General features: G+C 49.9%; 14 protein-coding genes. 3 read left to right on the top strand and 11 right to left on the bottom strand.

The window, feature by feature from the left end:
• Window positions 1–58: 58 nt before the first annotated feature.
• Window positions 59–1,414: an NAD-dependent succinate-semialdehyde dehydrogenase gene (locus EHT87_RS26965; RefSeq protein ID WP_124909887.1), complete on the top strand. Its 1,356-nt coding sequence runs from the start codon at window positions 59–61 to the stop codon at window positions 1,412–1,414.
• Window positions 1,415–1,441: 27 nt separating this feature from the next.
• Here EHT87_RS26965 and EHT87_RS26960 read toward each other — a convergent pair whose 3' ends face one another.
• The 9 genes from EHT87_RS26960 to rpmG form a co-directional block, all read right to left on the bottom strand.
• On the bottom strand, window positions 1,442–3,394 hold the full coding sequence (locus tag EHT87_RS26960; protein WP_124909886.1) for a sensor histidine kinase: 1,953 nt from the start codon (window positions 3,392–3,394) through the stop codon (window positions 1,442–1,444).
• 70 nt (window positions 3,395–3,464) lie between these two features.
• Window positions 3,465–4,775, bottom strand: a complete 1,311-nt coding sequence (gene rimO / locus EHT87_RS26955; RefSeq protein ID WP_124909885.1) for a 30S ribosomal protein S12 methylthiotransferase RimO — start codon at window positions 4,773–4,775, stop codon at window positions 3,465–3,467.
• Window positions 4,776–4,868: 93 nt separating this feature from the next.
• Window positions 4,869–5,510 (bottom strand): PH domain-containing protein, encoded by a 642-nt coding sequence (locus EHT87_RS26950; RefSeq protein ID WP_124909884.1) that lies wholly within the window; start codon window positions 5,508–5,510, stop codon window positions 4,869–4,871.
• A 5-nt stretch (window positions 5,511–5,515) separates the two neighbouring features.
• Window positions 5,516–5,941 carry a hypothetical protein gene (locus EHT87_RS26945; RefSeq protein ID WP_229321384.1) on the bottom strand — a complete coding sequence of 142 codons (426 nt, stop codon included), beginning with the start codon at window positions 5,939–5,941 and terminating at the stop codon, window positions 5,516–5,518.
• 40 nt (window positions 5,942–5,981) lie between these two features.
• The gene (locus EHT87_RS26940; RefSeq protein ID WP_124909882.1) at window positions 5,982–6,356 is read right to left on the bottom strand and encodes a HEPN domain-containing protein; all 375 of its coding nucleotides are present in this window, start codon (window positions 6,354–6,356) and stop codon (window positions 5,982–5,984) included.
• On the bottom strand, window positions 6,325–6,684 hold the full coding sequence (locus EHT87_RS26935) for a nucleotidyltransferase domain-containing protein (protein ID WP_124909881.1): 360 nt from the start codon (window positions 6,682–6,684) through the stop codon (window positions 6,325–6,327). The genes EHT87_RS26940 and EHT87_RS26935 overlap by 32 nt, the downstream gene beginning before the upstream one ends.
• 4 nt (window positions 6,685–6,688) lie before the next feature.
• Window positions 6,689–7,648 carry a signal recognition particle-docking protein FtsY gene (ftsY, locus tag EHT87_RS26930; RefSeq protein ID WP_124909880.1) on the bottom strand — a complete coding sequence of 320 codons (960 nt, stop codon included), beginning with the start codon at window positions 7,646–7,648 and terminating at the stop codon, window positions 6,689–6,691.
• A gap of 141 nt (window positions 7,649–7,789) precedes the next feature.
• Complete coding sequence (locus EHT87_RS26925; protein ID WP_111626371.1) at window positions 7,790–7,945, bottom strand: DUF4295 domain-containing protein; 156 nt, start codon at window positions 7,943–7,945, stop codon at window positions 7,790–7,792.
• 33 nt (window positions 7,946–7,978) lie between these two features.
• Window positions 7,979–8,161 carry a 50S ribosomal protein L33 gene (rpmG, locus tag EHT87_RS26920; RefSeq protein WP_038121932.1) on the bottom strand — a complete coding sequence of 61 codons (183 nt, stop codon included), beginning with the start codon at window positions 8,159–8,161 and terminating at the stop codon, window positions 7,979–7,981.
• A gap of 175 nt (window positions 8,162–8,336) precedes the next feature.
• On the opposite strand from rpmG, the gene EHT87_RS26915 reads away from it, so the two are divergent.
• Window positions 8,337–9,572, top strand: a complete 1,236-nt coding sequence (locus EHT87_RS26915; RefSeq protein ID WP_124909879.1) for an NADH-quinone oxidoreductase subunit D — start codon at window positions 8,337–8,339, stop codon at window positions 9,570–9,572.
• Here EHT87_RS26915 and hpt read toward each other — a convergent pair.
• A complete protein-coding gene (gene hpt / locus EHT87_RS26910) occupies window positions 9,569–10,096 on the bottom strand; it encodes a hypoxanthine phosphoribosyltransferase (protein WP_124909878.1) in 528 nt (175 codons plus the stop codon). The two genes, EHT87_RS26915 and hpt, sit on opposite strands and share 4 nt — an antisense overlap.
• Window positions 10,097–10,219: 123 nt before the next feature.
• Between hpt and EHT87_RS26905 the strand changes: the two genes are divergently transcribed.
• A complete protein-coding gene (locus EHT87_RS26905) occupies window positions 10,220–11,440 on the top strand; it encodes a tetratricopeptide repeat protein (RefSeq protein ID WP_124909877.1) in 1,221 nt (406 codons plus the stop codon).
• 98 nt (window positions 11,441–11,538) lie between these two features.
• Here EHT87_RS26905 and EHT87_RS26900 read toward each other — a convergent pair whose 3' ends face one another.
• Window positions 11,539–12,009: an Lrp/AsnC family transcriptional regulator gene (locus tag EHT87_RS26900; protein ID WP_114406450.1), complete on the bottom strand. Its 471-nt coding sequence runs from the start codon at window positions 12,007–12,009 to the stop codon at window positions 11,539–11,541.
• Between the last annotated feature and the right edge of the window lie 110 nt (window positions 12,010–12,119).

Here is a 12,119-nt window from a genome sequence, read left to right as displayed (position 1 = left end):
CCCCAACTGCTCAATCGGTTGGGGTGTTTTTTTGTTTACGTATAAAAACCAGCGTGCTATGAACGTTACATCGGTCAATCCCTACACCCAGAAAAAGATTAAAACCTACCCGGCTTTGAGTGCGCAGTCTCTCGACCGGAAAATCAAACAGGCCGATCGCGCTTTTACAGACTGGTCGGCCCTGTCGCTGGAGGAACGTCTGGCGTATTTCCGAAAAGTGGCCGCTTACCTACGCAGCGAAAAGCAGCGTTACGCCGAATTGATGACCGCCGAAATGGGCAAAACGCTCAAGGAATCCGCTGCCGAAATTGAGAAATGTGCCGTAGGTTGTGATTACTACCTCGCACATGCACCGAAATTTCTGGCCGATCGGGCGATTGAAACGGAAGCCAAAAAGAGTTTTATTTCCTATCAGCCGCTGGGCGTCGTGCTGGCCGTTATGCCCTGGAATTTCCCGTTCTGGCAGGTGTTCCGGTTTGCCATTCCGTCGTTGCTGGCCGGCAATGTCGGTTTGCTCAAACATGCCGCCAACGTCAGCGGTTGTTCGCTGGCCATTGAAGAAATCTTCCGCGCCTGTGACTTTCCGACCGGTGCTTTTCAGTCCCTGCTCATCGAATCAAAAACCGTTGAAACCGTTCTGAAAGACCCACGCGTCAAAGCCGTCACGTTGACCGGTAGCGAAAGAGCCGGGGCGTCGGTGGCCGGTATTGCCGGAAGCCAGATCAAGAAATCGGTTCTGGAACTGGGCGGTAGTGACGCCCTGATTGTGCTGGCCGATGCTGATCTGGAAAAAGCCGCTGAAGTAGCCGCCCAATCGCGGATGCAGAACGCCGGACAAAGCTGCATTGCCGCCAAGCGGTTTATTGTCGAAAAGTCGGTTAAAAAAGAATTTACTGAGCGGGTTTTACATCATATTCAGGCCATTCAGCAGGGCGACCCGACGCTGGAAACGACGACGATGGGGCCGGTGGCGCGAATTGATCTGGCCGAAACCATTGAACGCCAATGCGCAGAAACGGTTCGGCAGGGAGCCCGTATTCTGTCGGGCGGCAACCGGGCGGGTTGCAATGTTCAACCGATTTTGCTCGATAAAGTAAAACCGGGTATGACAGCATTCGACGAAGAAACCTTCGGCCCGCTGGCGGTCGTGATCGAAGCCAAAGACGAACAGGATGCGGTCAAACTCGCCAACCAATCCAACTACGGCTTGGGTTCGGCACTCTGGACGCAGGATCTGGATCGGGCCGACCGACTGGCGCGGCAAATTCAGGCGGGTTCGGTGTTTGTCAATTCACTGATGCGCTCCGATGCGCGCGTGCCCTTTGGCGGGGTGAAGCTGTCGGGTTTCGGACGGGAGTTGTCGGAGGTTGGCATGAAGGAATTCCTGAATATCAAAACCGTCTGGATCGAATAACGTACCACGGCCGGACGGCCGTGGGTGCTAAACGGCTACTTCCACAACCGTGCCGCGGTCGGAGTAGATCCGGAAGTGGCCGCCCAGTTCTTCGGCCCGTTTCTTCATGTTTTGTAGTCCGTAGTGATGCTCAAGCGATTCGTCCTGATGCCACGATAAGCCGTTGCCATTATCGCTGACACTCAGGTGAAAAGCACCATCGGGTTTGGCTTGGAGCAGAACCGTCACTTCCGTAGCCTGGGCGTGTTTAACAACGTTGTGTAAGGCTTCCTGCATAATCCGAAACATGTTCAGTGCCTGCACGGACGTCAGCGGCTGAGCGAGTTGGCCCTCCGTTTGAATCGTAATCCGGAGCGGGTCCATTTGCTGGAAATACCGGTTGACGTAGTGGTTGATCCGCTCCTCAAATTCGTCCAGCGTAAAACTCTCCTGATGGATGGCCCAGATGGTATCGCGGAGCATTTTGATGGCTTCGCGGGTGTAATCGACAACCGACCGGAGCTGCGAGGATAACTGGTGCGTGTTGGCCACCGCCTGCTTCTCGGCTTGGCGCCCGATTTGCTGTAAGCTGTTGACAATGAAAGATAACTGAGCCCCGACGTTATCGTGCAGATCGCGGGCAATCCGCTCTTTTTCCTGCAACGAATCATTTTTGAGCTGTAATCCCTGCACGTGCGCTTCGTAGGCCAGCCGTTGTTGCAGGGTTCGCTCTTCGCTGAGTCGCTCGTTGTGGTCACGAATGAGTTTGTACCGATACGCCAACCCAAACGTCAGAATCATCACTTCAAACAAAGCGGCTAGCGCAAAATTTTCGTAGCTCTCCAGAAAAGCGTAGGTTGGAAATAGCTCGAGATTGCAAAGAATAATCAGGAAGTTGAGCGTATAAAACGGACTGACGGCCACCAGATAGAGCCAGGCTTCCTGCACACGATACCGCCGGATCAGGTTGATCACGATAAACGCCCAGATCAACGGCATAGGAAGCCAGTAAAAAACAATGAAAATCCGCATCACGATCAGTTCAACTACGGGCGGCACGTAGGTGATCCATTCGATCAGTAAGGAAGTCAGGCAGAACACGCCCCCGATCAGAGCCACGGTTGCCACGCGATGCCACAAGCGGCTGGGCGTATTTTCCAGTGACAGAAAGGATCGGACAAACAGCAGCTGGAAGAAAAAGAGCAGCAGTGGAAACACGAAATAAATATTTCGGTTGGGCATCCGAAACTGACTTTCGAAGAAGAACTGGTACAAAAAACCGTCATTGATGAAAAAATAACCCGCCAGACCGATTACACACAAAATGTACTTGGCGTAAATGCGGTCGATGGTGGTCAGGTAAAAGAAGAAACTAATGACGATAACGAACAGGAATACGGCAAAAATACCGCCCCAGAAGGCGTAATCGCTTAAAATAAAAGTGTCGAGTGTACTTTGCGGCCGGATGGTGATGGGAACCACCTGCACCCCGCGGCTTTTAAGCGCCCGAACATAGCAGGTTACTTCCGCACCGGCGGGCAAGGAAAACGGAAACCAATAATTCCGGTGGTAAACCCCTTTTCGCGTGACCGGCGTTTTCCAGCCGTACACGGGCGAGCGATGGAGCAGTTTTTGCCCGTCGGTGATGAACAGTTGCAGATCGTCGAAAGCCCAGAAATCAATTTCGCAGAACAGGGCCTGAAGTTGACCGGACGTATTTTTGAGTCGGAAGCGCAACCAGACCGGGTAGGCGTGTTGACTGCCGCTGGTGTAGCCAAAATTGGGAATGGGTGACAAACTGGGTTGGAAAGCCGCGGCCAGCTCCGGGCGCAAAATCTGATCGATGGTCAGGCGATGGGCGGTATCCTGAACAAACCAGAGGTCATGATCGAGAAAATGGGTTTGGTTACCAGACGAAATGGATATAGCAGGTTGATCTGCCCGGGCCAGAACCGGAGACAGAAGCCACAAAAACGCAATAAGCCGGTAAAGAGAAGCCATACCGTCGGGAAGGTTCGGACCCAAATATACTGAAAAACCGGCTTGGTTGAGAGGGAGTTAGCTATTTTTGTTATACGGTTACTACACCGTATAAGTCGAACTCGTGGGCTTCTGTGATGCGGACGTTGGCGAAATCACCCTGCCGGACATACTGACCCGCCGGAACCAGCACTTCATTGTCGACTTCGGGCGAATCAAATTCCGTTCGGCCGATGAAAAAACCGCCTTCTTTCCGGTCGAACAGCACCTTGTACGTATGGCCGAGCTTTTCCTGATTCAGCTCCGATGAAATGCCCTGCTGAAGATCCATGATGGCGTCGGCGCGTTCCTGCTTGATGTCGGCCGGAATGTCGTCGGGCATCGTGTACGAGTGCGTATTGTCTTCGTGGGAATACGTAAAGGCTCCCAGCCGGTCGAAACGCATCTTTTCCACAAACGCATACGTTTCGTCAAACATCGCTTCCGTTTCGCCGGGATGTCCGACAATGAGCGTGGTCCGGAGCGCAATACCGGGTACTTTCTCGCGAATGGTTTCGATCAGGGCTTCGGTTTTCTCGCGGGTAATGCCCCGGCGCATGGTTTTGAGCAGTTCCGTCGAGCCGGTTTGCAGCGGCATATCCAGATAATTGCAAACATTCGACCGCTCGCGCATTACATCGAGCACGTTTATCGGAAAACCGGACGGATAGGCATATTGCAACCGAATCCAGTCGATGCCTTCAACGTCGGCCAGGCGGTTGATGAGGTCGGCCAGCGTGCGTTTTTTGTAAATATCCAGCCCGTAATAGGTCAAATCCTGGGCAATCAGAATCAGTTCTTTCGTGCCGCGCCGGGCCAGCGACTGTGCTTCCTTGATCAACTCTTCTGCCGGACGCGAAACGTGATGGCCACGCATGAGCGGAATGGCGCAGAACGAACACGGACGGTCGCAGCCTTCCGCAATTTTCAGGTACGCGTAATGAGCGGGGGTTGTCAAAAGCCGCTCGCCCACGAGCTCGTGTTTGTAATCGGCTTTCAGTGTTTTGAGCAATCGCGGCAATTCGTTGGTCCCAAACCACGCATCGACAGTCGGCATTTCAATTTCCAGTTCATCTTTGTAGCGATGTGACAAACAGCCGGTTACGTATACTTTGTCGACCACGCCGGCCTCTTTGGCATCCACATACCGCAGAATGGTGTTGATCGATTCTTCCTTGGCATTATCGATAAAACCGCAGGTATTGATAACCACAATGTTGGCGTCGTCTTTCTTGGATTCGTGCGACACGTTGTAGCCATTGCCCTTCAATTGGGTAAACAGAACTTCCGAATCCACCAGGTTTTTGGAACAGCCCAGCGTAACAATATTGATTTTATTCGTGCGTAATCCTTTTGTTTTCAAAATAGTAGAATGCTAAGTACCCGGAGCGGTGGCCGTTTTGGCACAACACCGGTATTTTGGGCAAAGTTCGGAAAAGTACAATTCAGGAGAAAGTTATGGGGCAACAATCCACGGAATTTTATGGGAAATGCGCTGGGTGGGAACGGTTTTGAAATAATCGTCGATGGCAAAATCCAGGTAGCTCTTGTTATGATTGAGGTAAACCCGGCGTCCGTCTTTCAATTTAAAAATGAAATACTGGTAACCAGCAACCATTTTGCCGGAATTAAGACCGGGCGCATGTTTTTCGACCTCATCCACGTCGGCGGCCGTTAAGCGAACCGTTTCCTGGCTGGTCGCTATTTCCAGGCTTTTATCGGTCGGGTCGAGCGTAATGGTTTTCCCTTTCGTGATGAGCCAATATTGCCATTCAAGCCGAAAAAGGAGAACGCACCACCACAAGGCGTAAACTGAGCTAGCCAGAAAACATAATCTAATAAACCAGTGCCAGGAGACGGCTGCAGCGGAAATCTGGAAGAATACGGCAGCGTAGAGAAAAAATAGATTGATCAGGGTAAAAAAGAGTAAAAAGAAAAAATTGAAGCTGACAAAATACTCCCAGTCCTCAATTTCGTAGGTAACGACAATCACCAGTGGGGATTCGTCACCGATGGTTTGGGCGGAGTAGCGGAGCAACTTGTAGATGACCCAGCCGAAGGGGGCCAGAACCGATACCGTGATCAGAAAAACATTCATGACGGTTAAAATACCGCCTGATACGAAATGTCAAACGTGATTGTTGACCGGCGGTTTTTCGCCACCGTCACCGGAAAAATGTTGTTTTGGCCGTCGGACTGATTGGCGTACAAACCTTTTTCCTCCTGCACCAATACGGAGTAAGTGCCCGTTGGCAGACTGACGCAAAACGTGCCGTCTTTGCCCGATTTTACTTTCTTGACGAGTCGGGTGTTGATTTTGGTATAAAACCCGTCGTCGGTGGCTTCCGTCTGGTCGATTTTCGTCAGTTCGTAAACTAAAACCTCCCGAACGACGGGCTGGCCTTTGGGCATCGGGCGGTCGGGGCCGGGCATGTGGTTGCCGGATTTGAAAAGAACCGTGCCGCAAATGCCCTGAAACGATTTGCTGGTTTGAGTGGGTTTGCAGGCGGAGAGAAGGGCGAACGCCATTAAAAGTAGATACGGTGTTAATGGTGTGGAATTGTGATTGTTACGCATATTTTTCTTCGACATACATCAAGAAGTTCTCCGCAATTTCAACTACCTGTTCAATTTCATACGTGGGGAAATCGCCCTCCAGATCATAATCCGCAATTTGACGTCGTTCGAATAATACACTGAAGTCATTGCTAAAACGCTGAGGGAGTTCACCTGTTTTTATGTAATGAAGCGAAAACATGTCACGGGCACCAGAATGGCGTTTCGTCACAATATTCTTCTCATATAAAAGCCCTCGCACAACCCAGAAAAAGCAATAATAAGCAGGCGTAATAGCGCCTACTGGTAGGTCAGTCGATAGTGCATTTTTCGCAATACTCAGATAATCGTGCGCTTTACGCAAGTATTGTTTCAAATCCTCGCTCATAAATGCATTTTCCGTCTCGTTTAACCTCTCTGAAAAAAATGCGGTTTGAGGTGAGGAATTGACCAAGAGAAACGACAACAGCCGATATGGTAATGGAAGTTTCGAGATAAAATGCGTTTCGATCGGCAGCTGTAGTCGTCACTTCTTTGAAGGGAGACACATTTTCTTCGTCTAATAAGACTAAATAATCAACATCAGACTCTTCGTGAAAATCACCCCGCGCATAGGACCCAAACAGCAAAATTTTGGCAAGTCGATCACCGTAGTGCCGCTTCATGATGTCGGTTACTTCACGATGAACGGTTTCCAGATCGGTCACAATGGCCATACCATTAGATTTTCTTAAAAAACGAATCCACGAACTCCATCTTGTGGAACGTCTGCAAATCTTCGATTTTTTCACCCACACCAATGTACTTCACCGGAATCTTGAACTGATCCGAAATACCGATTACTACCCCGCCTTTGGCCGTACCGTCTAATTTGGTGATGGCCAGAGCCGTCACATCCGTCGCCTTGGTAAACTCCGTGGCCTGAATAAACGCATTCTGCCCCGTTGACCCGTCGAGCACCAGCAACACTTCGTGGGGTGCTTCGGGCAGGAATTTCTGCACCACCCGCTTGATTTTCGACAACTCGTTCATCAAATTCACTTTCGTGTGCAGACGCCCCGCCGTGTCGATAATCACCACATCGGCGTTCATATCCACGGCTTTTTTGACCGCATCGAAAGCCACCGCCGACGGATCGGTATTCATCCCGTGTTCGATCACGGGAACGCCAACGCGTTGTCCCCACAGTTTCAACTGGGTAACGGCCGCAGCCCGGAAGGTGTCGCCCGCGCCCAGCACCACTTTATAGCCTCGCTTGTGGAACTGAGCCGCCAGTTTGCCGATGGTCGTGGTTTTGCCCACGCCGTTGACACCAACGACCATGATCACATACGGTTTTTTATCGACCGGTAACGAAAAGTCATCATCGACATCGTCGGATTTGTTTTCGGCCAGCAGCGCGGCAATCTCTTCCCGGAGAATGTTGTCCAGCTCGCTGGTGTTCACGTATTTATCCCGAGCGACGCGGTCTTCAATACGCCGGATAATTTTTACGGTGGTGCCCACGCCCACGTCCGACGTAATCAATACTTCCTCCAGTTCATCCAGAACCTCCTCATCGACGGTCGATTTTCCGACAACGGCGCGGTTGAGCTTCGAGAAAAAACTTTCTTTGGACTTCTCCAGCCCTTTATCGAGTGATTCTTTTTTTTCCTTCGAGAAAAAATCAAACAGACCCATTTCGTAAATGTTAGAACTTTGATGGCAGACCACAGACGATGAGGGATACGTATAACCGCATCGTGTCTGTTTTGTCGAACAAAGATACAAACAAAAAAGTCCCACAGAGGGGACTTTCGATGTACCATACAACCGGAAAAACTAGCCTTTCAAGGCGGCTTGTACTTCTTCCAGCGGGACCATTTCTTCTCTGAAGGTGTACGCGCCGGTTTTCGGCGACTTCACGGCTTTGATAATTTTCGCGAAGTTCTTACCGCCACCTTCCTTCTTCAGGGTTGCAACAACTTTCTTTGCCATCTTGGATCGTCGGGAGGAAGCCCGAGGTTACAATTATTTAATTTCTTTGTGTACGGTTACGCGTTTCAAGTTCGGATTGTACTTTTTCAGTTCGATCCGGCTCGGCGTATTCTTACGGTTTTTGGTGGTAATGTAACGTGAGGTACCCGGCACATTCGTGTCCTTCTGCTCCGTACACTCCAAAATAACCTGAATTCTATTGCCTTTCTTAGCCATTGCTGTAAATATTTTCTCAAACAGGAACGCAAAGGTAAGATAAAGTCTTAAAAACCACAACGGTTGGTAGCGAAATAATTGTTGAATCGGTACGTGTCAGCCGCCGTAAACGGAAAACCGCATACCGCAAATTTCTTTTTGATTTTTGACCGTCTGCTGTCGACCTTTGCATACCATGACCACTCAAACCATCCAATACGAATACGAACCCGGCCTGTTTCAGGCATCCGAGCCTAACAAGTATACGCTCGATGACCTCGGTTCCGGCGAGATGATTCTGAACATGGGGCCACAGCACCCGTCGACGCACGGCGTTCTGCGGATGGAAATCGTTACCGATGGCGAGGTAATCGTGGATGTGGTGCCGCATCTGGGGTATCTGCACCGCTGTTTCGAGAAACACGCTGAGTCCCTGCCGTATAACCAGACCTTGCCGTTTGTCGACCGGCTGGATTATATGGCCGCCATGAACAGCGAACACGTATTTTGCATGGGCGTCGAGCGAATGCTGGGCATTGATAAGGAATTGCTAAGCAGTGTCAACGGGCGTCGGATCGAATATATCCGGGTTTTGGTGGCCGAATTAAACCGGCTGGCGTCGCACTTTGTCGCCATTGGCACCTACGCGCTGGACATTGGTGCCTATACACCATTTCTATGGATGATGCGCGACCGCGAGCACCTCCAGCGGTTGCTGGAATGGGTGAGCGGAGCGCGAATGCTTTATAATTACATCTGGATTGGCGGGTTATACTACGACCTGCCGGTTGGTTTCGAAGAACGCTGTCAGGAGTTTCTGACGTACCTGAAACCCAAGCTGATCGAATTGCAGCAACTGGTGATCGAGAACAAGATTTTCGTGAAACGGACGGCCAATGTGGGCGTTCTGCCCTTACCGGTTGCCATCAATTACGGGTGTTCAGGACCGGTTTTGCGGGCGTCGGGTTTGCGGTATGATTTGCGCCGGGTCGATGGCTATTCCGTTTACCCCGAACTTGACTTCGCTATTCCAATTGGCGAAGGAACGGTGGGAACGCTGGGCGATTGTTGGGATCGGACCAACGTGCGGGTTTTAGAATGCTGGGAATCGGTGAAAATTGCCGAACAATGTCTGACGCAACTGACGGGCGATTTGAAACGAACCCGCGATTTTGATCCGCAGGCGATGGCCCCCAAGAAAATCCGGCCGAAAGCGCAGGAGTTTTACATCCGGGGCGAGATTCCGAAGGGCGAACTGGGCTTCTTTTTCCGGGCCGATGGTCGGTCGGATGTGCCGTTCCGCTGCCGGGCGCGGTCGTGTTCCTACCACAATCTGTCGGTCATCAGCGAAATATCCAAAGGCGCGATGATTGCTGATTTAGTCGCGATTATTGGCTCGATCGATGTCGTGATGGGCGAGGTCGACCGTTAGGCGAGCACCAGAATTTCTTTCGTGTTGCGGCCAAAACCGTCGTAATCCAGGCCGTAGCCGACCACAAACTGGTTCTGAATTTCAAAACCGACGTATTTAATGGAGACCTCAACCTGCAAAGCTTCGGGTTTGAACAGCATCGTCGCGATTTCGAGCGATGCGGGTTTTTGCTCCATCAAGTGCTGAGAGACCTGCTGAATCGTCAGACCGGTGTCGATAATATCTTCAATCAGAATCACATCCTGGCCGGCCAGCGATTCACTCAATCCCAGAATCTCCCGGACGACGCCCGTCGAAGTGGTTTTCTGGTAAGAATTCACGCGAATAAAGGTTACCTGGCACGGAATGGTGAGGTGGGTCATCAGTTCAGCCGCAAAAATGAATGCGCCGTTCAGTACCACCACCAGCATAGGCTCCTTGTTCTGGTAATCCTGATTGATTTGTTCGGCCAGCTGAACAATGCGGTTTTTCAGCGTGTTTTGATCAATGAACGGAACGAAATTCTTGTCTTTGATAGTCAGCATAAAGTGCCAGTTGACGCAAAAGTCAAAGGTAAGGCATCCGGCGGGTTCGTAAAAACATTTACTCGCGTAAACTGGAAATTCAAAAACTTCGTTGATAGAAGACGATACCAGTGTCCCTTAAAAATGAAAAAAAACATTCTTGTTCTAATCGGCCTTCTATTGACCCTGTCGGCTCGCGCTCAGGTCTATTCACTGGCTGAATTTGACAAAAAATACGATATGCTCCTGAAGCATCCGGGCGTTCAGATCGAGTCGGCGGAGGCTATCAATAACTTGTATAATTACAAATTTTACGAAGCCGACAAAGAGTTTCGCTGGCTGAAACTGCGGTATCCTGACCACCCGATGCCCTACTTTCTGATGGCGCTGGCCGAGTGGTGGAAAATTGTTCCGAATACCGAAAATACCGACTTCGATGACAAGTGTCTGGCGTATCTGGACACCACGATTACGAAGGCGGAGAAACTCTACGACAATAAGGAAAACAAAGTTGAACCGGCCTTTTTTCTGGCGGCTGGCTACGGTTTCAAGGGGCGGTTGTATTCCGAGCGCAAGAAGTGGGCAAAGGCCACCTGGGCCGGTAAAAATGCGCTGAAATATTTCGATAAATGCAAAGGCAATGGCGATTTGACACCGGAATTGCTTTTTGGCGACGGTCTTTTCAATTATTACGCCCAGTGGATTCCTAAGAATTATCCGGCCCTGAAGCCTATTCTAATGTTTTTTCCGAAAGGAAACAAAGCAGAAGGGATTCGACAGTTGGAAGCAACCGCCAATAACGCTTTTTATACCCGAACGGAGGCCCGGTATTTCCTGCTCCAGATTTATAGCATGGAAAACCAGTACGATAAGGCGTATGATCTGGCCAAATACATGTGGCAGCAGTATCCTGACAATCCCTATTTTGAGCGGTATTATGCCCGAACGGCCTTCGTCCGCGGCTATACCAACGAGGCAACGGCGGCTTCCAACAGTATTTTAAGCAAAATTGAACGGGGAATGGATGGTTACGAAGGCGTTGGCGGGCGAACGGCAGCGTATATTCTGGCGTATACCAACCAGCATTATACCCACGACTTAGCCAAGGCAAAAGCCTATTACCAGAAAACCATCGATTTTGCCAAGCAAACCAATTCCTACGATGCGGCTTATTACTGGGCGTCGGTATTGAGTCTGGGCAAAATTGCGGCTGCCGAAAAAAACTATGATCAGGCGCAAACGTATTATAAGGAAGTTATCGACAAAGCCGACCGCAAATCCAGCCAGCACAAAGAAGCCAAAGACGGCCTGGATAGTTTGAAGAAACTGAGAAGAGAGGAGCGGAGAAAAGCTAAAAGGGGTTAAGAGTGATGAGTTAAGAATTAAGAGTTAAATGCTTCGCTATATTAAATGCGTCAGCTAACTCTTAATTCTTAACTCTTAATTCATAATTCTTAACTCCTTCAGGGAATTGGAAGTACTTTGCTTTCTTTAAAAGTGGACAGAATCACCATCGTTTGGGTACTGGCCACTTCTTCAATTTCGTTGATTTTTTCCAGCATCAGAACCTGATACGAGGCAATGTCTTTAGCGATGACTTTGAGGAGAAAATCGCCTGAGCCGGTAATGTGGTGGCACTCAATAATCTCCGGAATTCCCTTCACGGCATTGACAAACGATTCGGTCACCTGCTTCTTGTGACCAACCAGCGACACCTGCACAAACGTAGTAACACCCAGGCCAACCCGATCCCGGTTCAGTTGAGCGTGGTAGCTCTGAATAATTCCTGAAGTTTCTAGTTTTTTGACGCGCTCAAGGGTCGGGGCAGGGGATAAACCAATTTCCTTTGACAGTTGAGCGTTGGTGATTTTGGCGTTTGTCTGTAGAATTTCTAATACTTTCCGATCGATCTGATCGAGTTTGATTCCTGACATGATAGTAATGACCTTAAAACTTTATCCAACCAATATGAGATCCCACAAAACTAAACACAATCCTTTTATTTTTATAAAAAAATATGGATTATTTACTAAAACGTAAAATA

The organism is Larkinella knui, assembly GCF_003858645.1.
Taxonomy (GTDB): domain Bacteria; phylum Bacteroidota; class Bacteroidia; order Cytophagales; family Spirosomataceae; genus Larkinella; species Larkinella knui.
Note: the sequence above shows the minus strand (reverse complement) of the source record. Positions and strands in the feature narration are given on the sequence as shown.

Bases quoted from the DNA above. Each gene is read 5' to 3' on its own strand.
- EHT87_RS26905 (WP_124909877.1), top strand. From the start codon at position 10,220: ATGAAAAAAAACATTCTTGTTCTAATCGGCCTTCTATTGACCCTGTCG.
- EHT87_RS26935 (WP_124909881.1), bottom strand. From the start codon at position 6,684: ATGGCCATTGTGACCGATCTGGAAACCGTTCATCGTGAAGTAACCGAC.
- EHT87_RS26925 (WP_111626371.1), bottom strand. From the start codon at position 7,945: ATGGCAAAGAAAGTTGTTGCAACCCTGAAGAAGGAAGGTGGCGGTAAG.
- rpmG (WP_038121932.1), bottom strand. From the start codon at position 8,161: ATGGCTAAGAAAGGCAATAGAATTCAGGTTATTTTGGAGTGTACGGAG.
- hpt (WP_124909878.1), bottom strand. From the start codon at position 10,096: ATGCTGACTATCAAAGACAAGAATTTCGTTCCGTTCATTGATCAAAAC.
- EHT87_RS26960 (WP_124909886.1), bottom strand. From the start codon at position 3,394: ATGGCTTCTCTTTACCGGCTTATTGCGTTTTTGTGGCTTCTGTCTCCG.
- EHT87_RS26900 (WP_114406450.1), bottom strand. From the start codon at position 12,009: ATGTCAGGAATCAAACTCGATCAGATCGATCGGAAAGTATTAGAAATT.
- ftsY (WP_124909880.1), bottom strand. From the start codon at position 7,648: ATGGGTCTGTTTGATTTTTTCTCGAAGGAAAAAAAAGAATCACTCGAT.
- EHT87_RS26915 (WP_124909879.1), top strand. From the start codon at position 8,337: ATGACCACTCAAACCATCCAATACGAATACGAACCCGGCCTGTTTCAG.
- EHT87_RS26965 (WP_124909887.1), top strand. From the start codon at position 59: ATGAACGTTACATCGGTCAATCCCTACACCCAGAAAAAGATTAAAACC.
- EHT87_RS26945 (WP_229321384.1), bottom strand. From the start codon at position 5,941: ATGGCGTTCGCCCTTCTCTCCGCCTGCAAACCCACTCAAACCAGCAAA.
- EHT87_RS26950 (WP_124909884.1), bottom strand. From the start codon at position 5,510: ATGAATGTTTTTCTGATCACGGTATCGGTTCTGGCCCCCTTCGGCTGG.
- EHT87_RS26940 (WP_124909882.1), bottom strand. From the start codon at position 6,356: ATGAGCGAGGATTTGAAACAATACTTGCGTAAAGCGCACGATTATCTG.